Annotated in this window: 22 protein-coding genes; 10 read left to right on the forward strand and 12 right to left on the reverse strand. The window is 69.3% G+C overall.

Annotated features, from left to right (window positions below; all coding sequences use genetic code 11):
* Nucleotides 1–29: 29 nt before the first annotated feature.
* Entirely contained in the window at nucleotides 30–365 is a 336-nt protein-coding gene (locus AORI_RS79055; protein WP_016337866.1) for a cupin domain-containing protein, read from the reverse strand.
* Entirely contained in the window at nucleotides 362–1,666 is a 1,305-nt protein-coding gene (locus AORI_RS79060) for an MFS transporter (RefSeq protein WP_016337867.1), read from the reverse strand. The genes AORI_RS79055 and AORI_RS79060 overlap by 4 nt, the downstream gene beginning before the upstream one ends.
* A 107-nt stretch (nucleotides 1,667–1,773) precedes the next feature.
* On the opposite strand from AORI_RS79060, the gene AORI_RS79065 reads away from it, so the two are divergent.
* Nucleotides 1,774–2,454 (forward strand): DUF2848 domain-containing protein, encoded by a 681-nt coding sequence (locus AORI_RS79065; protein ID WP_016337868.1) that lies wholly within the window; start codon nucleotides 1,774–1,776, stop codon nucleotides 2,452–2,454.
* Here the strand turns inward: AORI_RS79065 and AORI_RS79070 are convergent.
* Together AORI_RS79070 and AORI_RS79075 are read right to left on the reverse strand one after the other, a co-directional pair.
* Nucleotides 2,418–3,155, reverse strand: a complete 738-nt coding sequence (locus AORI_RS79070; protein WP_016337869.1) for a tRNA(His) guanylyltransferase Thg1 family protein — start codon at nucleotides 3,153–3,155, stop codon at nucleotides 2,418–2,420. The genes AORI_RS79065 and AORI_RS79070 overlap by 37 nt on opposite strands.
* Nucleotides 3,124–3,402, reverse strand: a complete 279-nt coding sequence (locus tag AORI_RS79075; protein ID WP_016337870.1) for an AAA family ATPase — start codon at nucleotides 3,400–3,402, stop codon at nucleotides 3,124–3,126. The genes AORI_RS79070 and AORI_RS79075 overlap by 32 nt, the downstream gene beginning before the upstream one ends.
* 194 nt (nucleotides 3,403–3,596) lie before the next feature.
* On the opposite strand from AORI_RS79075, the gene AORI_RS79080 reads away from it, so the two are divergent.
* Nucleotides 3,597–4,316 (forward strand): VIT1/CCC1 transporter family protein, encoded by a 720-nt coding sequence (locus AORI_RS79080; protein WP_016337871.1) that lies wholly within the window; start codon nucleotides 3,597–3,599, stop codon nucleotides 4,314–4,316.
* Nucleotides 4,317–4,572: 256 nt separating this feature from the next.
* Here the strand turns inward: AORI_RS79080 and AORI_RS79085 are convergent, their stop codons facing one another.
* Nucleotides 4,573–6,033: a peptide MFS transporter gene (locus AORI_RS79085; RefSeq protein WP_016337872.1), complete on the reverse strand. Its 1,461-nt coding sequence runs from the start codon at nucleotides 6,031–6,033 to the stop codon at nucleotides 4,573–4,575.
* Between the two features lie 207 nt (nucleotides 6,034–6,240).
* Here AORI_RS79085 and nhaA point away from each other — a divergent pair, with 207 nt between their 5' ends.
* The 4 genes from nhaA to AORI_RS79105 are packed head-to-tail and all read left to right on the forward strand — an operon-like array spanning nucleotide 6,241 to nucleotide 9,329.
* Nucleotides 6,241–7,440, forward strand: coding sequence for a Na+/H+ antiporter NhaA (nhaA, locus tag AORI_RS79090; RefSeq protein WP_016337873.1), 1,200 nt, complete (start codon nucleotides 6,241–6,243; stop codon nucleotides 7,438–7,440).
* A gap of 51 nt (nucleotides 7,441–7,491) precedes the next feature.
* The gene (locus AORI_RS79095; RefSeq protein WP_016337874.1) at nucleotides 7,492–7,986 is read left to right on the forward strand and encodes a phage holin family protein; all 495 of its coding nucleotides are present in this window, start codon (nucleotides 7,492–7,494) and stop codon (nucleotides 7,984–7,986) included.
* A gap of 15 nt (nucleotides 7,987–8,001) precedes the next feature.
* Nucleotides 8,002–8,925: an alpha/beta fold hydrolase gene (locus tag AORI_RS79100; RefSeq protein WP_016337875.1), complete on the forward strand. Its 924-nt coding sequence runs from the start codon at nucleotides 8,002–8,004 to the stop codon at nucleotides 8,923–8,925.
* Nucleotides 8,922–9,329, forward strand: a complete 408-nt coding sequence (locus AORI_RS79105) for a DnaJ family domain-containing protein (protein WP_016337876.1) — start codon at nucleotides 8,922–8,924, stop codon at nucleotides 9,327–9,329. Before AORI_RS79100 ends, AORI_RS79105 begins: the two co-directional genes overlap by 4 nt.
* Here the strand turns inward: AORI_RS79105 and AORI_RS79110 are convergent.
* Genes AORI_RS79110 through nth form a run of 4 tightly spaced genes read right to left on the reverse strand, consistent with a single transcriptional unit; the run spans nucleotide 9,322 to nucleotide 12,493 of the window.
* Nucleotides 9,322–10,506: a MarP family serine protease gene (locus AORI_RS79110; protein ID WP_016337877.1), complete on the reverse strand. Its 1,185-nt coding sequence runs from the start codon at nucleotides 10,504–10,506 to the stop codon at nucleotides 9,322–9,324. The genes AORI_RS79105 and AORI_RS79110 overlap by 8 nt on opposite strands.
* Nucleotides 10,507–10,512: 6 nt before the next feature.
* Complete coding sequence (locus AORI_RS79115) at nucleotides 10,513–11,220, reverse strand: NUDIX hydrolase (RefSeq protein ID WP_016337878.1); 708 nt, start codon at nucleotides 11,218–11,220, stop codon at nucleotides 10,513–10,515.
* Complete coding sequence (locus tag AORI_RS79120; RefSeq protein ID WP_016337879.1) at nucleotides 11,217–11,813, reverse strand: TlpA family protein disulfide reductase; 597 nt, start codon at nucleotides 11,811–11,813, stop codon at nucleotides 11,217–11,219. The genes AORI_RS79115 and AORI_RS79120 overlap by 4 nt, the downstream gene beginning before the upstream one ends.
* Nucleotides 11,810–12,493 (reverse strand): endonuclease III, encoded by a 684-nt coding sequence (nth, locus tag AORI_RS79125; RefSeq protein WP_016337880.1) that lies wholly within the window; start codon nucleotides 12,491–12,493, stop codon nucleotides 11,810–11,812. The genes AORI_RS79120 and nth overlap by 4 nt, the downstream gene beginning before the upstream one ends.
* 238 nt (nucleotides 12,494–12,731) lie before the next feature.
* Here nth and AORI_RS79130 point away from each other — a divergent pair, with 238 nt between their 5' ends.
* The 4 genes from AORI_RS79130 to dnaN all read left to right on the forward strand — a co-directional run bounded on the left by AORI_RS79130 (nucleotide 12,732) and on the right by dnaN (nucleotide 16,605).
* Nucleotides 12,732–12,983 carry a hypothetical protein gene (locus AORI_RS79130; RefSeq protein WP_005166943.1) on the forward strand — a complete coding sequence of 84 codons (252 nt, stop codon included), beginning with the start codon at nucleotides 12,732–12,734 and terminating at the stop codon, nucleotides 12,981–12,983.
* 160 nt (nucleotides 12,984–13,143) lie between these two features.
* A complete protein-coding gene (locus tag AORI_RS79135) occupies nucleotides 13,144–13,818 on the forward strand; it encodes a Crp/Fnr family transcriptional regulator (RefSeq protein ID WP_003081747.1) in 675 nt (224 codons plus the stop codon).
* Between the two features lie 450 nt (nucleotides 13,819–14,268).
* Entirely contained in the window at nucleotides 14,269–15,531 is a 1,263-nt protein-coding gene (locus AORI_RS79140; protein WP_016337881.1) for an MFS transporter, read from the forward strand.
* A 9-nt stretch (nucleotides 15,532–15,540) separates the two neighbouring features.
* Entirely contained in the window at nucleotides 15,541–16,605 is a 1,065-nt protein-coding gene (dnaN, locus tag AORI_RS79145; protein WP_016337882.1) for a DNA polymerase III subunit beta, read from the forward strand.
* Between the two features lie 40 nt (nucleotides 16,606–16,645).
* Here the strand turns inward: dnaN and AORI_RS79150 are convergent, their stop codons facing one another.
* From AORI_RS79150 to AORI_RS79160, 3 genes are read right to left on the reverse strand one after another with little or no spacing between them, the layout of a single operon-like run.
* Nucleotides 16,646–16,897 (reverse strand): glutaredoxin family protein, encoded by a 252-nt coding sequence (locus AORI_RS79150; RefSeq protein WP_016337883.1) that lies wholly within the window; start codon nucleotides 16,895–16,897, stop codon nucleotides 16,646–16,648.
* On the reverse strand, nucleotides 16,894–17,664 hold the full coding sequence (locus tag AORI_RS79155) for an MBL fold metallo-hydrolase (RefSeq protein ID WP_016337884.1): 771 nt from the start codon (nucleotides 17,662–17,664) through the stop codon (nucleotides 16,894–16,896). Before AORI_RS79155 ends, AORI_RS79150 begins: the two co-directional genes overlap by 4 nt.
* Nucleotides 17,661–18,473 carry an NUDIX hydrolase gene (locus tag AORI_RS79160; protein ID WP_016337885.1) on the reverse strand — a complete coding sequence of 271 codons (813 nt, stop codon included), beginning with the start codon at nucleotides 18,471–18,473 and terminating at the stop codon, nucleotides 17,661–17,663. Before AORI_RS79160 ends, AORI_RS79155 begins: the two co-directional genes overlap by 4 nt.
* Nucleotides 18,474–18,677: the final 204 nt, after the last annotated feature.

The following is an 18,677-nucleotide window of genomic DNA, read 5'->3' on the forward strand; positions in this document are numbered from 1 at the left end:
GCTGGATATCAGTGTCCGCCCCGGTTTCTTCATTCCGCGATCGGTGGCCGCGAAGGCAGCGGGGTCTTGAACTCGACCCACCGACTGTCCACAATGGCCTCGACGCTGTGCGGGACGCCGCGCGGATGGACGATCGTCCCGCCCGCTTCGAGCGTCACTTCCCGTCCGTCGAGCGTGCCGCGCAGCGAACCCGAAATCAGATAAACGATGCTGTCGTGATCGTGGCTGTGCACGGGCGAAGCGACGCCCGCCGGATAGCAGATCTCGTACGCCAGGCCGCCTTCCGCGGTCGCGAGCGTCCGGAACCGGCCCTGTCCGCCGATCAGCGGCAGACCCTCCACTATGGACATCGGAGTCCAGGTCATCGCACGGGCTCCATGGCAGCCGCCTCCTCGCGGTCCGGGTCACGGGCGAGCACGACACCGATGATGGTCACCACCGCGGTCACGAGCAAGTAGCCCCCGATCGCGAGCCAGGTGTCGAAACCGGCCAGCAGCGCGGTGAACAGCAGCGGCGCGGGTGCTCCGCCGATCACGCCGGCCAGCGTGTACGCCAGCGAGCTGCCGGTGTAGCGCAGGCGCGGCGAGAACTGCTCGGTGACCAGCGCGGCCTGCGGGCCGTAGAGCGCGGCGTGGATGACCAGCGCGAGCACGATCCCGATCGCCAGCATCGCGAACGAGCCACCGCTGACCATCGGGAAGAACACGAACGGCCAGATCCCCGCGGCGATTGTCGCGAACAGGTACATCCTGCGCCGGGAGACCCGGTCCGAAAGCGCGCCGAACAGCGGCATCAGGATCAGCTGGAACGCGGAACCGATCATCACCGCGGCCAGCCCGGCACCGCGCGAGAGGTCGGTGTGCGTGGTGACGTAGGTGAGGACGAAGACGGTGAACAGCGCGTAGAGCACGTCCGGGCAGACGCGGATCAGGACGGCCGCGACGAGCGCGCGGCGTTCGGTGCGGAAGACCTCGGAGATCGGCGCCGACGAGCGTTCGCCCCGCTCCTGGATCTGCTTGAAGACCGGCGTCTCCTCCAGCTTGAGCCGGATCCACAGCCCGAACCCGACGAGCGCGCCGGACAGCAGGAACGCGATCCGCCAGCCCCAGCTGTTGAACTGGTCCTCGGTGAGCAGCGCGGCCAGCACGGCGAGGACACCGTTGGCGAGCAGGTTGCCCGCGGGCGGGCCGATCTGCGCGGCCGACGCCCAGAAGCCCCGTTTGCCCGGATCGCCGAACTCACTCGACAGCAGGACGGCGCCACCCCATTCACCGCCGATGCCGACGCCCTGCGCGAACCGCAGCGCCACGAGCAGCACCGCCGCGAAGCCGCCGATGGTCTCGTACGTGGGCAGGACGCCGATGAGGAACGTCGCCACGCCGGTGAGCACGAGCGTCATGACCAGGATGCGCTTGCGGCCGAGCACGTCGCCGAGGCGGCCGAAGAGGAACCCGCCGAGCGGCCGGGCGAGGTAGCCGACGGCGTAGGTCGAGAACGCCGCCATCGTGCTCGCGAGCTGGTCTTCCGAGGGGAAGAAGAGATGCCCGAAGATCGTCGCGGCCGCCACCGAGTAGGCCGCGAAGTCGTACCACTCGAGCGCTGTCCCCGAGAGGCTGGCCGCGAAGGCCTTGTGCAACGAACGCCGGTCACCGGCTGGTGAGGTCATGTCCACATCCGTCCGTAGGAGGTCCGCAACCCCGCCGGGAGGGGTTGAATTGCGGATATACTCCTTGTATACAAGCTGTATGCGCAACCCCCAATCTCGGAGGACAGATGCCTGAGCTGCGTTTCACCCTTCCCGACGGCCAGGAGCGGCGGACCGAGGTCCACACGCTGCTGAACGCCGGATACGCCGGTCGCAGCCAGGAGGACGTCGCCGCCCATGTGGCCGAACTGGCCGAACTCGGCGTCCCCGCGCCTTCGGTGATCCCGGCGCTCTACCCGGTCGCGCCGTACCTGGCGAGCCAGACCGACGAGGTCCCGGTGCAGCACGAGCGGACCTCCGGCGAGGCCGAATGGGCGCTGGTCATCACCGGCCCCGAGCCCGAGGACGTCTTACTGACCGCGGCCTGCGACCACACCGACCGCGCGCTCGAAGCGCACGGCGTCGCGTGGAGCAAGAACGCCGGGCCCGACGTCCTCGCCGCCAAGGCTTGGCGGCTCGTCGACGTCCAGGACCGGCTCGACGACCTCACGCTTTCCGCTTGGGCAGGGGAAACCCTGATCCAGCAAGGGAAACTCGCCGAACTGCTGCCGCCGTCGTACTGGCTGGACGTGCTGCGCGAACGCGATCTGTACGCCCCCGGCACCGTGCTGATCTCGGGAACGATCCCGATGGTGCACGGCGTCGACCAGTTCGCCCACTCCTGGCGCGTCGAACTGGGCGACCCGGCGACCGGCGAGACGATCGAACTCGCCTACTCCGTGCGGCGGCTGCCCGAACCGATCGGCTGAAGCAGCTCGCCGAGGAAGGCGCGATATTCGCCCTTCATCGGCAACTCGCGGTCGACGCGGACGCGGCGGCGGGTCGCGGAGACCTCGACCTCTCGCACCGGGTCGAAACCGGTGCGCTCGCAGGACTCCCAGTACAGCCCGACGCCGCGGCGCTGCCAGGCGGGGACTTCGGCGAAATTGACGCCGTGCGCGAAGAGCAGTTCGTTCTTCTCGGAGACGCCAGTGCCTTCCAGAACCGCGCCGGCCTCACTCGGCGATTTCCCCGCCTTGCGCAGGATCCAGTAGCACCAGCCGTTGAGCGCACAGCGGGCCGCGTCCGCCTGACGCCAGGAGAAGTAGTCGACGACGTCGTCCGCCGTCGTGCCGAGCCAGACCCTGCCGTCGAAGTGCGCGGGCACCCCGGCCGCGTGGGTGAACGCGGCCGACGCGACGCCGGCGGAGATCGACACGAGCTTCTCCACACCCCGGCCGAACAGGTCGGCGGCGGGCGGCAGGACGAGGGAGATCTCGTCGCTTTCCGTGTACACGTAAGGCGAGGCGAACTCCGCCATCAATGCGCTCGCCGCCTCGGCCATGCAGTCGGCGAACCGGGGATCGAACGGTTTCTCGAACCGCGCTTCGGTGAACTTGGAGAAGCCCCGGCCGTCGACGCGGAGCACCGTCCATGCCTCACCCCCGCTCCACGACGAAACCGCCTTCATCGTCCAAACCGACGGTGTACAGCTCGTCGAAACCGTCTTCGGCGCTCGGGCGCCGCAGCCGCTTGAGAGTCGCATACAGACCGACGTCGGGCACCCGGGTTTTGACGCTCCGCAGCGCGTTGCGCTCTTGGGAGCGTTCGAGATCCGGCGGGAACCAGTACCCCGAGACACGCGCGCCGTGCCGTCTCGCGACTTCGATCAGCGGCGTCCATTCCTCCGGCGACGGGTTGGTGTTGTCCACGACCACCGAACGGCCTTCTCCGCACCCGCCGGAAGAACGTCGACTTCCCGGACGCCTGCAACCCGATCAGGATCACCACCTCTGCCATGTCCGGCAATCTATCCGACGACTTAGGTAAGGCAATAATGAATAAGGATTGCCTCAATTGACCGAATCACTTTCCGCTCGCATCGTGCCGTTTTCCGTGTTTCACTGAAACGGTGACCGAGACGGTATCGACCGAACATCCCCACGAACCGCACGCGGATCTGGGCGGCAAACTGAACTGGTTGCGCGCCGGGGTACTCGGCGCGAACGACGGGATCGTGTCGGTGGCGGGCATCGTGGTCGGCGTCGCGGGCGCGACCACCGACTCCACCACGATCGCCACCGCGGGAATCGCGGGGCTCGTCGCGGGCGCGCTTTCGATGGCGGGCGGCGAATACGTCTCCGTGAGCACCCAGCGCGACACCGAACGCGCACAGTTGCGGCTGGAAAAGCGCGAACTGAAAGAGATGCCCGAAGCCGAAGAACGGGAACTCGCGGAAATCTACGAAGGCAAGGGCCTTTCCCCGGAACTGGCCGCCGAGGTCGCCCGCGAACTGACCGAAAAGGACGCGCTGCAGGCGCACGCCGAGGCCGAACTCGGCATCGATCCGGACAACCTGACCAGCCCGTGGCAGGCGGCGTGGGCCTCGCTGGTGGCGTTCACCGTCGGCGCGCTGCTGCCGTTGCTGGCGATCGTCTGGACGTCGACCTCGGCGCGCGTCTGGGCGTGCGCGGCGGCCGTCGTGGTCGGGCTGGCGCTGACCGGGTTCATCAGCGCGAAACTCGGCGACGCCCGGGCCGGCCGCGCGATCGCGCGGAACGTCGGCGTGGGCGCGCTGACGATGCTGGTGACGTACTACGTCGGTGTGCTGTTCGGGACCACCGTCGGCTGACGGCGATCTCGCGTGATCGGAGGGACGACACGCGTGATCAGAAGGCGATCAAGCGTGATTGGAGCCGCAACTCGCGTGATCGGACGCCGCACATCGACATCGCCTTCCAATCACGCGAGTTCCGTCCCCAATCACGCGAGTTACGCCTTCGATCACGCGAGTTACGGGTAGCGAAAGGGCCCTTCACCGCTTCCTATGCGGTGAAGGGCCCTTTCAGCACCTCCGAGGGTCGCTCGTCAGCGCGGCAAGAAGTGCGTCAGTGAACGCCCTTCATCAGCTTGCGGATCATCGGCGTCGCCACCAGGAGCGCCACCCCGACCACGATGGCCACACCGCCGACGATGCTGAAGTACGGCGCTTCGTCGTCGACCGTGTAGTACTCGGCGAGCTTCCCGGACATCGCCGTACCGAGCGAGATCGACAGGAAGTTCAGCGCCACCATCTGCGTCCGGAACGCCTCCGGCGCGAGTTTGGTCGACAGCGAGAGACCGACCGGCGAAAGCATCAGCTCCGCCATGGTGAACACGAACAGGATGCCGGCCAGCGCGAGCAGCGGGCTCGCGTTCTTGCCGCTGCCGACCATGGGGAGGAACAGCAGGAACGCCACCCCCATGGTGACCGTGCCGAGCACGAACTTGATCGGCGAGGACGGCTGCCGCGAGCCGAGCTTCGTCCAGATCGCCGCGATCACCGGCGCGAACAGGATGATGAACACCGGGTTGATCGAGTTGACCCACGCGACCGGCATCTCCCAGCCGAAGATCGTCCGGTCCAGCCGCTCGTCGGTGTAGGCCGCGACCACGGTGAACTGCTGCTGGTACAGCGAGAAGAACGCGGCGCTCGCGATGAACATCGGGATGAACGAGTACACCCGGCTGCGTTCGTCGGAGGTGATCTTCTTGCTGCTGATGATCACCACGAAGTAGATCACCGAAATGATCGCGACGGCCCAGACGACGACGTCGACGAGGTTGCCCGGGTTGATCACGCCGAAGACCACGAGCAGCACGATCGCCACGACACCCACCAGGGTGCCGCCGAAGACCAGCGGCCGCTGCGACGCGGGCAGCGGGTTGGGGACCTCGCTCGCCTTCTCGCCGAGGTTCTTGCGGCCGATCGTGTACTGGATCAGGCCGAGCGCCATCCCGAACGCGGCAAGCCCGAAGCCGACGTGGAAGCCGATCTCGCTCTGCGCGAGCCCGGTCAGCAGCGGCCCGACGAAACCGCCGATGTTCACGCCCATGTAGAAGATGGTGAAACCGCCGTCGCGGCGCTCATCGCCGTCCGCGTACAGCGTGCCGACGATGGCCGTGGCGTTGGACTTCAGCCCGCCACTACCGACGGCCACGCAGACGAGGCCGACACCGATGCCCGCCAGCCCCGGCAGCACGGCGAGGCTGATGTGCCCGATCATGATCAGGATCGCGCTGTAGAACAGCGTCCGTTCGGAGCCGAGCACGCGGTCCGCGACCCAGGCGCCGATCACCGCCGACAGGTAGACCATGCCGCCGTACGCGCCGACGATGCCGAGCGCGGAGGCCTTCGGCAGCGCGAGGCCACCCTGACTGACTTCGTAGTAGAGGTAGATGGGGAGGATTCCGAGCATCCCGTAGTACGAGAAACGCTCCCACATCTCGACGCCGAAGAGGTTCGCCAGCCCTCGTGGGTGCCCGAAGAACCTCGTGTCTTGCTGGACCTCGGTAGAGGTACTCACCATGCCGTCCTTATCGAAGACATCGTTGTCGGTTTTCAGTTGACATGCTAGAAGCCCAGCATGTGGACGGGACACCGACGTCCGCATGGATCTTGTGGTCGCTGTCATGAACGCGAGATTTCCGCAGCTCCAGGCGTTAAAATGATGTCAAGGTGCGCCGGGAAGTCTGGTCGGCAACAGTATTCGTCGTCGCCGAAACCGGGAGTTGCCTTGTCCGGACCGAACCGTCCCGCGAAAGTCGTCGTCGCCGAGTTCGCCCGTTATCTCCGCACGGAGACCACCGGCGGAATGATCCTGCTCGGCGCCACCGCGATCGCCCTGCTGTGGGCGAATTCGCCCATCGACGACATTTACCGCGCCATCCGCGATTTCCGGCTCGGCCCCGAATTCCTCCACCTGAATCTGACGATCGGCGACTGGGCGAAGGACGGCCTGCTCGCGCTGTTCTTCTTCGTCGCGGGGCTCGAACTCAAACGCGAACTCGTGGTCGGTGAACTTTCGCGGTTCAAGCAGGCGATCCTGCCGGTGGTCGCCGCGGTCGGCGGCATGATCGTGCCCGCGCTGGTCGCGCTGTCCGTGGGCTGGGGCACCCCGGGCATCGAACGCGCGTGGGCCATCCCCGTCGCCACGGACATCGCGTTCGCGCTGGGCGTGCTCGCCCTGACCGCCTCGAACCTGCCCAGCAGCGCCCGGGTCTTCCTGCTCTCGCTCGCGGTGGTCGACGACCTCGGCGCGATCCTGCTCATCGCGATCCTGTTCACCGCGAAGTTCGACCTCGTCGCCGCGGGGGTCGCCGTCGTCGCCCTCGCGCTGTACGCGTACCTGCAGCACCGCCGCGTCCGCAGTGCCTGGATCTACGTGCCGCTGGCCTTGATCACCTGGATCGCGGTGCATTCGGCGGGCATCCACGCCACCATCGCCGGCGTCGCGCTCGGCCTGCTCACCCGCGTCCGCGCCGACGAGGGCGAGGAGCACGCGCCCGCGATCCGGCTCGAACACCGGTTGCAGCCGTGGTCGGCCGCGGTCGCGGTGCCGTTGTTCGCGCTGTTCGCGGCCGGGATCAAAGTGGACAGCGAATCGCTCAGCGCGGTGTTCACCACGGCGTTGCCGCTGGCCGTGCTGGTCGGACTGGTGGGCGGGAAGCTGCTCGGGATCTTCGGCGCCAGCCTGCTCGCGGTGAAGTTCAAGCTCGCGGAGAAACCCAGGGGCATGGGCTGGCGTGACATCGGGGCGCTGTCGATGCTGGGCGGCGTCGGGTTCACCGTGAGCCTGCTGATCGCCGATCTCGCGCTCGACGGGGAGGCCGTCGAACTGGCGAAGGCGGCGGTGCTGATCGCTTCGGCCATCGCCTCGCTTTCGGCCGCCGCGATGCTGCTGCACCGCAGCCGCGTGCACGCGCGCGAAGATTGAGAATGCGACACTCGCCGGTCCGCCGCGCCCGTGATCGGGGCACGTGGCACGATGACCGGTGTGAGCAGCCCCAAGCACGAACGTACCGGCCCCGACGGCGTGGGGGCCGTGCCCTACCTCCCCCTGTCGAGCGATGACGACGTGGTAGCGAGCGAGCAGTCCCTCGGGAAACTCGTCGGCGATGCCACACAACACGTCTCGACGCTGATCCGCGCCGAGGTCGAGCTGGCCAAATCCGAGGTCGTCGCGGAGGCGAAGAAGGGCCTCAAGGGCGCCATCTTCTTCCTGGTCGCGCTGGTCGTCGGGCTGTACAGCTCGTTCTTCTTCTTTTTCTTCCTCGGCGAGCTGCTGTCGGAGTGGCTGATGCGCTGGGCGGCGTTCGCGATCGTGTTCGGGCTGATGCTCGCCACGACGGCGGTCGCTGGTTTCCTCGGCTACCGCAAGGTGAAGAAGATCAAGGCGCCCGAGCGCACGATCAACAGCTTCAAGGACACCGCCGCCGCGTTCAAGCCGCGTCATGACGACGCGCCCGCGGACCGCGACTGAGAAGTCTTCGAGTCGGTGCAGGCGACACCGGATCCGTCGATCGTCCGGATAGACGGTCCGTGGACCCATCGTGACGTCTCGGCGAACGGCATCCGGCTGCACGTCGCCGAGCTCGGCGACGGACCGCTGGTGGTACTGCTGCACGGGTTCGCCGAGTTCTGGTGGACCTGGCACCACCAGCTGGCCGCGCTCGCCGACGCCGGTTTCCGCGCGGTCGCGGTCGATCTGCGCGGCTACGGCGACTCCGACAAACCCCCGCGCGGCTACGACGCCTGGACCCTCGCGGGCGACGTCGGCGGGCTGATCAAGTCGCTCGGCGCGCGCAAGGCCCATCTCGTCGGGCATGCCTGGGGCGGCATGCTCGCGTGGACGGTCGGCGCGCTGCACCCGCGGCTGGTCTCGTCGGTGAGCGTGCTGGGCGGCGCGCATCCGCTGGCGTTGCGCCGGGCCGTCCGGCGGCCGGGGCAGCTGCGGGCTTCGGGACACTTGTTCCGCTTCCAGGTGCCGATGGCGCCGGAGAAATGGCTGGTCAAGAACGACGCGCTCGCCGTCGAGGAGCTGTTCCGCGCCTGGTCCGGTCCACAGTGGACGGACACGGCGGAGTTCGCCGACGCCATGCGGGCGTTCCGGCAGGCGATGCTCGTGCCGGGAGTGCCGCACAGCGCGCTCGAGTACTACCGATGGGCGTTCCGCGCGCAGTTCCGCGGCGAAGGACGCCGGTTCGGCGAAGCGCTGCGAGGCCGCTTCGCACCCCGCGTGCTGCAACTACACGGCGAAGAGGACCGATGCGTCCTGCCCGACACCGCGGCGGCGTCCCGTCGCTGGGCCCCGGACGCCCGTCTCGAGCGCTGGCCGGGCATCGGGCACTTCCCGCATCTGGAGGCCCCGGAACGCACGTCGGCCGCGTTGCTGGGCTTTTTCCGTACCCTGGACGTATGACCGAGCGCAAACCGACGGGCGTGTCGTTCGAGTCCTGGGTGGACAGGCAGGTCAGCGCCGCCGCGGCGAAGGGCGAGTTCGACGACCTTCCCGGCGCGGGAAAGCCGCTGCCGAAGACCGACGGCAAGGACACCGCGCTGGCCTGGGTGGTGAACAAGGTCCGCGCCGAGGGGCACGACGTTTCGGCGCTGCTGCCGCCTTCGCTGGCGATCGCGAAGGAGCTCGACGATCTGCCGGACACCCTGGCGAAGGTGCGCCGGGAGGCGCGGGTGCGGGAGATCGTCGAGGACCTGAACGAACGGATCCGCGCCGAGCACCGGCGTCCGGCGGGCGGTCCGGTACTGCGGGCACGGCCGCTGGACGTGGAAGAGGTCGTGACCTCCTGGCGCGAAGCCGCTAGTTAGCGCACGGCCCGGTCGAGGCGTTCGCGCTCAGCGCCGGAGCCGTCTCCACCACCGGCCGCACCTGCTCCGAAGTCAGCGTGAAGCCGGTCTCCGGATCCTCCACGGCCGCACCGAACACGACCCCGATGACCTCGCCCTCGGGGTTGATCATCGGCCCGCCGGAGTTCCCGCTGCGGACCTGCCCGCGCACGGTGAACACGTCGCGCTGCACGGTGTTGGACTCGTAGATGTCCGGTCCGCGCAGGTTGATCCGGCCGCGCACTCTGGCGGGCGTCGCGGTGTACGGGCCGTCGAGCGGGTAGCCGAGCACGATCGCGTTGTCGCCGGCGCGCGCGACCCGCGGCGTGAACGGGAGCACCGGGGCCTGCAACCTCGGCACCGCGAGCACGGCCACGTCGGCCTCGGGGTCGAAGTAGACGACCCTGGCCGGGAACTTGCCCGACGTCGACTCGATGGCGACCTCGTCGGTGCCCGCGACGACGTGCGCGTTCGTCATCACCCGCTGCGGCGCGACGACGAAACCGCTGCCCTCCAGCGCCCGCGAGCACGAGGTCGCGTTGCCGCGGATCTTCACCACACTGCGGTGCACCTGTTTGACGATCGCGCTCGCCTGCAGCGCGGTGTCCGGCGGGCTGGTGTCCTCGACGTTCGGCTTCTGGAACGGGTCCACAATGGACGGGAAGCCCGAGGCGTCCAGCAGTTTGCGCAGTTCGCTCGGGAAGCCTTGCGCCGCTTCGGGCATGACGTCGTTGACGCCGCCGAGCACGACCGAGCTGTTGATCGACTTCGCCAGCCCCGGCACGCCCGAGACGGCGGTGAGCGGGGTCGCGATCAGCCACGCGACCACGAACACCACGGCGGCCTGCACCACCGCGCCCAGCGTCTTGTCGACGCCGGAAAGCTTGTCCGGGTTGATCTTCTGCCGCAGCTTCCGGCCCGCCCAGACCCCCAGGGTCTCGCCGAGCGCGACCAGGAACACCACGGTCGCCACCGCGAAGGCGACCTTCGCCGCCGGATGCTGGAAGAGTTCCACGACCAGCGGCGCGATCTTGATCCCCGCGAGCGCGCCGAGCACCACCCCGACCAGCGAGGGGAGGGCGATGATCACCCCCTGGAACGCGCCGGACACGCCCGCCAGCAGCGCGAGCAGGATCACCAGTACGTCGACCCAGTTCACCGGCGCCTACTCCTTCTCCGGCACTTGCCGCCCGTCGACCCGCGCCTGATGTTCGGCCAACGCTACGTCAAGGTCCCGGACGTCGCCGTGGTCCCAGTCCCGTTCCCAGCCGCCGAGCGCCAGCGTCATCGCCAGCAGGCCGCCCGTGAAGCCCCAGACGAACATCCCCCCGACGTCGAACGCGGGGCCCTTCCAGTCGTAGCCCTTGCGCGTGACCTGGAACCGGTTGGCCGGGTCGGTGAGCTCGGCGACGGGCACCCTGGCCACGGCCGCCGTCTCGCCAGGGTCGACGGCGTGCACCGGCGACGGAGTCCGCCAGTAGGCGAGCACCGGCGTCACGGCGAAGCTCGACACGGGCACGAACAGCTCCGGGAAGACGGCCACCGGCAGCACACCCGCGGGCTCGACGCCGGTCTCCTCCTCCGCCTCGCGCAACGCGGTGCCGACCGGCCCGCCGTCCTCCGGCTCGGCGCCCCCGCCGGGGAAGCTGACCTGGCCCGCGTGCGAGCCGAGGGTGTCCGCGCGGCGCTGGAGCAGGACATCGGGCCCCTGCGGGCCCTCGCCGAAGAGCATCAGGACGGACGCGGACCGGTAGCTCGCGTCCGGTGGCACGCTGAACCGGCTGAAGGTGGCCGCGTCGACTTCGCCGCTGATCTTGACCAGCGGTTGCAGCCAGGCGGGCACGGCCTCCGGGTCCACGAGGGGGCCGGTCATGGTGTCCCTTCCACAGCGGCGCGCACCTGGTCAGTGTTCAGGAAGACGCGTGGGTTCTCGATGAGCCGGACGTCGCCGCCCGCCGTGACCAGGTACGTCGCCGGCAGGGAGGAAGGCGCCTTCAGCGCCGTCCGCACCGGCCCGATCTGTCCGTCGCCGTCGAACACGGACGGCAACCGGACCCCCAGTTCGGCCAGCATCGACAGCCCGTCTGCGCCGGAGCTCGCGACCTGGACGAGGAGCACGCGCGCGGCGCCGGGCGCTGCGGCGTACCGCTGGAGCAGCGGAAGCTCGGCGCGGCACGGCTCGCACCACGACGCCCACAGGTTGACCAGCACAGGACCGCCCGAGAGCACCTTGGCGAGGTCGACCCTGGAGCCGTCGCCGAGACACTCGACGTCGACTCCGCTCAGCTTCGCCACTTCACCGGGCCCAGGCGGGGGGCAGGGGGCGAGCGCGGCCTTCGCGCGCGCGGCCGTGAGATCCCCCGACGTCTTGGCGGGCGCCTGGCCGTCACGGGTCGTGAGCAACGCGACGATCAGGGCCACCACCAGCACGGCGGCACCGAGGGCCAGTTTGGTGACCCTGGTCACCGGCGGGCCGCCAGATCCAGGATGTGGTCGCGCTCTTCGCCCTTGACCAGCTTCGCGGCCTCTTCGAAACCCGTCGGGCCGGTTCCGTACGAGGGGCACATCTTGGCCAGCGGACAGGCGCCGCAGGCCGGTTTGCGGGCATGGCAGACGCGGCGGCCGTGGAAGATCGTCCGATGCGACAGGAGCGTCCACTCCTTGCGCGGGATGAGCTCGCCGACGGCGTGCTCGACCTTGACCGGGTCCTCCTCCTCGGTCCAGCCCCAGCGGCGGACCAGGCGGCCGAAATGCGTGTCGACGGTGATCCCGGGGACCCCGAAGGCGTCGCCGAGCACGACGTTTGCCGTCTTGCGGCCGACTCCGGGCAGCGTGACGAGGTCCTTCAGCTTGCCGGGCACCTCGCCGTCGTAACGCTCCACCAGCGCGGCGCCCAAACCCAGCAAGGAGTTCGCCTTGGCGCGGAAGAAGCCCGTCGGGCGGAGGTACTCCTCGAGTTCGGCGCGGTCGGCGCCGGCGTAGTCCGCGGCGGTCCGGTAGCGCGCGAAGAGCGCGGGCGTGACCTGATTCACGCGGACGTCGGTGGTCTGCGCCGAAAGCACGACCGCGACCAGCAGTTCGAGCGGAGTGGTGAAGTCGAGCTCACAGTGCGCGTCGGGGAACTCGTCGTCGAGGCAACGCTTCATCCGCCTGGCGCGTCTCACCAACGCGAGCCGGCTTTCACCCTTGCCCCCCGCACGGGGGGCATTGGTGGGGGCAGGAGGCACCCCGATAGCCTACGGGCGCCATCGGACGAGCCAGTGGGAGCATCCCGCCGGTCGACGGCCGACACGCCAGAGCACCACCTCGGCGCTTCGATCGAGGACGCCATGAGCGAGGATCTGGAGTAATGCACAACTTTTCGGAATTCCCTGGGCAGGGCGCATGACCGTCTGGTTCGTCATCCTCGTCCCCTTGGTGATCATGTTCTTCGCGCTGTTCATGGAACGCGTGGAGACCAGGCTCAAGCACGTCGCGGTGCAGGAGAACGAGGTCGAGGAGTTCCTCGAGCAGGCTCAGCCCAACGAGGTCAGGGCCCTTTACGGGCACGGAATCGGGCGCGCCCTCGAGCTTTTCCGGCTGCGCAGGCTGGGCGGGAAGGCGGCCAGGCTTCGCGCGCGACGCGTGCGGAGTTAGGCTCCACGTTCGAGCGAGATCGTTCCCGGCCCGCGCGCGCGTTCGGCGTGCCGACGAGCGATCTCGCGCGCACGACCTAGACTGACGCGAAAAGTGATCGACGACACGGTCCTCGGCAGAACGAGGATCGACGTCGTATCTCGATGAGGAGGCACCCGAGGTGGACGAAACCCTGGCCCGAGCGGGCATTTTCCAGGGTGTTGAGCCGGCAGCCGCCGAGGCGCTGGCACAGACCTTGGAATCCGTGGAGTTCCCTCGCGGGCATGTCATCTTCAACGAGGGTGAACCCGGCGACAAGCTTTACATCATCCAGTCCGGCAAGGTGAAGATCGGCCGCAAGTCACCCGACGGCCGCGAGAACCTGCTGGGCATCTTCGGCCCGTCCGACATGTTCGGCGAGCTGTCCATTTTCGACCCCGGCCCCCGGACGTCCAGCGCGACGACGGTGACCGAGGTCCGCGCGGTGACGATGGACCGCCCGGCGCTGCGGCAGTGGATCTCCACCCGCCCGGAGATCGCCGAGCAGCTGCTCCGCGTGGTCGCCCGCAGGCTGCGCCGGACGAACAACATGGTCGCCGAGCTGATCTTCACCGACGTCCCCGGCCGCGTGGCGCGGGCGCTGCTGCAGCTCGCGCAGCGCTTCGGCAGCCAGGAGGCCGGCCTGCTGCGGGTCACGCACGACCTGACGCAGGAAGAGATCGCCCAGTACGTCGGTGCCTCGCGTGAGACCGTCAACAAGGCTCTCGCCGACTTCGCGCACCGCGGCTGGCTGCGGCTCGAAGGCAAGAGCGTGCTGATCCTGGACCCGGAGCGTCTGGCCCGCCGCGCCCGTTGATTTCGAGTACATGAAGGCCCCCTTCATTGCGTCTAGCGCAGTGAAGGGGGCCTTCATGTACTCGTGCTGAAACACAACGAAGAGCCGGGCGCCACCCCCGACGTGGCGCACCGGCTCTTCGCTGTGCGCGGACCATCCCCCGACGATCCGCGCTCCCCGCCCTCCGGAACAAGGCCCCGACCCGTACGCCGGAGGGAGCTGGAAGCTGTGTGTCTGTCGTACAACCATCCACGGCCATCGGCCGTGAACTCAAGTTCTTTCACTCTCAAGGACGCCATCTGCGTCGATTTGTTGCCCCGAATGACCCAGAATCGCCTGACTGTTACCCGATCGTGACGAACCTGGCGATTCGTGGTCCGTAATACCCGGATCCGGTGGTGACCAAACTTACCGCCGCAGATCTGGTACTCGCGTACCAAAGTGTTCATACTGGTACGCGTGTCCCAGTCTGTGTCCGCTTCCGCCGAGAGCCACCGCACCTCCCTCGCCGACTACCGCGCCGCGCTGACCGCGCCCGGCTCCCGCGGGGCGGTGATCGCGTCGCTGCTCGCCCGCCTGCCGATCGCGATGATCGGTATCTCCGCGCTGCTCTACGTCCAGCGTGAGACGGGCTCCTTCGCCGCGGCCGGACTGGTGTCGGCCGGGTCGCTGGTGGGCGTCTCCGTGGGCGCGGTCGTGCAGGGAAGGCTCATCGACCGGTTCGGGCCGACCCGGCCGCTGCTGACCACCACGATCCTCTTCGCGCTGGCAATGACCGCCCTGGTGTTCGCGATCGAGGCACACGCACCGACGCTCGTGCTGGTCCCGCTCGCCTTCGGCACCGGGATCACGGAACCGATGGTGGGTTCGGCCTCGCGGGCGCTGTGGACACGGCTGCTGCCCGCCGGACCGACGCGGAACGCCGCGTTCTCCTACGAGGCGATCAGCATGGAGGTCTTCTTCATCCTCGGTCCCGGGTTCGCGGGGCTGCTGATCGCCGCGCCGTGGGCGGGCACCGGCATCGTGACCGGCTCGCTGACCATGATCGCGGGCGCGGTGCTGTTCGCGCTGAGCCCGACCGTGCGCGCGTGGGGGCCGTCGCCGTCGACGGGCGGGAAACTGCTCGGCGCGCTGACCAGCCCCGGGATGCGCACGCTCGCGATCGCCGCGCTGGGTTTCGGCGCGGTGATCGGATTCGTCGAGGTCGCCGTCCCGGCGGCCGCCACCGAGGCGGGGAACACCTCCATCGGCGGTCTGCTGCTCTCGGCCTGGTCGGTCAGCTCGGTCGCGTTCGGCGTGGCGTACAGCCTGCGCCCGTGGCCGCGTCAGATGGGCCTGCGGCTGCCCGTGCTGCTGGCCGGGTTCGGCGCGTTGGTGGCGCTCCTCGCCCTGCCGGGTTCGCTCTGGAGCCTCGCGCTCGCCATGCTCGCCGCGGGCGCGCTCATCACGCCGCAGTCGACGACGCACTCGGCGGCCATCGAGATCGCCGCGCCGAAGGGTACGGCTGCCGAGGCGTTCGGCTGGGTGCTCACCGCGGTGACCCTCGGCCTCGCGTTCGGGCAGTCGATCAGCGGCTACCTCGTCGAGCACGCCGGGCACGAAGCGGCGTTCCTCGCCGCCGGCGGGGTCGGGTTCGCGCTCGCCGCGGTGGTGTGGCTGCTGCGCGGCACCTTCCGCCCCCGGCCCGCCGCGGCCGCCACCGAAGCGCCCGAACTTGTCGGTGCCGCCCGCTAGCTTGCGGGCATGGACCTGACCGCCGCCACCCGCCCGCTTTCGTCCGCCGTTTCCGCCGCCGCCCGGCTGCTGCCTGCCCGCTCCGGCCTGCTCCTGCGCGCCGGGAAGGACGGGCTGACCGTCGGCGGCACCGACAGCGAACGAGCCGTCCGCCTGACCGCCGAGGCCATGGTCCACACCGATGGTGAGGTCCTCGTCCCCGCCGGGCCCCTCGCGGAGACGCTGCGCATGCTCGAAGACGACTTGGTGCGCCTGGTCGTCGAGGGTTCGCGGCTGGCCGTGCGGGTGGAAGGCGGGCGCTACGCGCTGCCGTTGCTGAGCCGCGAACTGAACCTCCCGGACATGCCGCCGAAGGTGTCCGAAGTGGACGGTCACGCGCTCGTGACCGCGTTGCGCACGGTCGCGGGCACAGCGGCGAAGGACGACGCGCTGCCGATGTTCACCGGCGTCCGCGTGCAGAGTTTCAGCCGCGAGCTGCGGCTGACGGCGCCCGACCGGTACCGGATGGCCGTGGCCACCCTTCCGCTGCGCTCCGCGGGCGAGCCGATCGACGCACTGGTCCCGGCGGGCCTCCTCGCCGAGACGGCGAAGCAGGCGCGCGGCCCCGTCGGCCTGCACGGCGACGGCACCCGGTTCGGGCTGAGCTGGGCGGGCGTCGCCGTCACCACCGCCGTACTCGACGCGGGTTTCCTGTCGGAGAAGCTGATCGAATCGTCCACTGTGGACACGAAGGTCGAGGTCGCCGCCGACGCACTGGCCGCCGCCGTGCGCCGCGTCGGCGTCTACGCGGACGATCGCCGGGTGCTGACACTGGAGGTCGGCGACTCACACCTGCGGCTGGCCAGCTCGAAGCGGGACACCGGGGAGGCCGAAGAAACGCTGAAGGCGCAGGTCTCCGGCGGCCGGACGTCGCCCTCGTTCCAGGCGCGCTATCTGCTGGACGCCCTGCAGGGTTTCGCCGGGGAACGTGTGCGGCTCGACATCCAGCCGGGGATGCGTGCCTGTGTCATCCGCGCGGTGGAGCCGGGCGATGTGGAGCTGACGTACTACGTGATGCCGATGCTGGCGCGCTGACGCCCGTCCCCACGCGACGCCCGCACCCAGACGCTATGAGTCAGGCGGAGGCGGCCTTCACGGCGGCCTCGATCTCCCCGAACGAAGGGTTCACCATCGCCTTCGAGCCCACGAACACCGTCGGCACGACCTCGTTCCCGTTCGCCACGGAACGCACCCGCGCGGCGGCCTCCGGATCCTCCCAGATGTTGACCCGCTTCACCTTGAAGCCGCTCTTCGACAACGGCCACTCCAGCGCGGCGCAGAACCCGCATCCGGGGCGCCAGTAGAACTCGACCTCGACGTCACTCATTCGCCGTCCTCCGACCTCAGGTAGTCCAACTGCGCCCGCACACTCCATTCGGCGGGCGCCCACAAAGCCTTGTCGACGTCGGCGTAGACGACCTCGACCACCTGGCGTGGGGTGGCGTCCGCGCCGAGCTTCTCCAGTGCCGAACGCACCTGGTCGAGCCGTTCTTCCCGGTGGGCCAGGTATTCGCGCGCGGTCGCGGCCAGATCGGGCAGTTCCGGGCCGTGTCCCGGCAGGCCGACGGTGCCGTCGGGCAGCCCGATGAGCTTCCGTAGCGAGCGCAGGTAGTCGCCGAGGTCGTGCAGCACGGTGGTGCCGCGGCCGAGGATGGTGTCACCGGTCAGGATCTGGCCGTCGGACACCAGGCAGATCGAGTCGCCGGTGTGCCCGGGCGTGTGCAGCACCGACAGCCGGACACCGCCCGCCTCGATCACCTCACCGTCCACAAGGGACTTTCCGCCGATGCAGAGCTTCTCGTCGAAGGCCCGCACCGGGGCACCGACGCGCTCGGCGAACCAGGGCGCGCCCTCGGCGTGGTCGGGGTGGTGGTGGGTGAGCACGATCAGCTCGACGTCGCCGGTCTCCGCCAGCAGCGTCAGATGCTCGATGTCCTCGTGACCGGGGTCGACGACCACGGAACCGGACGCGCCGGGCCCGCGCAGCACCCAGGAATTGGTGCCCTCCAACGTCATCGACGAAGGATTGTTCTCCAGCAGCACGGAAGTCGTCAGCGTGATCTGACGCAACACGCCGTACGCGGGGGCGCTCACGCCGGGTCCAGGATGACTCGGACCTTGTCACCGTCGCGCACCAGCGTCGGCATGATCTTCGAGATCTCGCGCTCGGCGGCCTGAGCCGCGGCCGACGAGTCGAACTCGCCGAGTTCCGCGAGCGTGATCCAGGTCGGTGGCATGAGCATGCGGCGGCCTTCCTTGGCATCGGCGATGGCCTCTTCTGGCCGCTGCCACCCGGAACTGACGGCCTCGGAGGTGGCGCCGTCCGCCTGCTGGCCCTCGGGCAGCACGGCGACGAAGAAGCAGGTGTCGTAGCGGCGCGGTTCCTGCGGCGGGGTGACCCAGTTCGCCCACGGTCGCAAGAGATCCGCGCGCAGTGTCAGGCCGTTCGCCTCGAGGAAGGCGGCGAGCGAGAGCTCGCGGGAGACCAGCTTTTCGCGGGCGTCGTGGTACGGCGTCGTGTCCGTGACGACCGTGTCGCCGGTGCTCGCGAGCAATACGCCCGACTCCTCGAACGTCTCCCGCACGGCCGCGCACACCAGGGCGCGGGCCAGCGACTCGTCGCAGCCGAAGCGCTCCGCCCACCAGGCGGGCTCCGGTCCCGCCCAGCTCACGGAGGTGTCGACATCGCGGGAATCCACGCCGCCGCCGGGGAAGACGGTCATCCCGCCCGCGAACGGCATGCCCTTCACGCGGTGCTGCAGGAAGACCTCGACGCCTTCGGCGCCGTCGCGGAGGAGGATCACGGTCGCCGCGTCCTTGGGCGTCACGGGCTCGCCGTCGGCGTTGGCGCGGGTGCCCACCCCGGCCCCCACCGGGATGTCGAATGTCAGTTCTTCAGCCACACCCGCAACCTAACACTGTGCCTGTCTGTCGAGCGCTGCCGCAAACACGCCGAAAGGGCGCCGCCAGCGGGCAACCGGAGTCGCGTGCGGATGGCGCCCTTTCATCGAGTTTCCGGGGCCTCCGGCCCAAAGAGGGCGCTCGACGAAGTCTCCGTCGGGCGCTGAGCGCCCTTGGGAGACGGCGTTTCGTCCTCTGGTTGCGAT

The organism is Amycolatopsis keratiniphila, assembly GCF_000400635.2.
GTDB lineage: Bacteria > Actinomycetota > Actinomycetes > Mycobacteriales > Pseudonocardiaceae > Amycolatopsis > Amycolatopsis keratiniphila.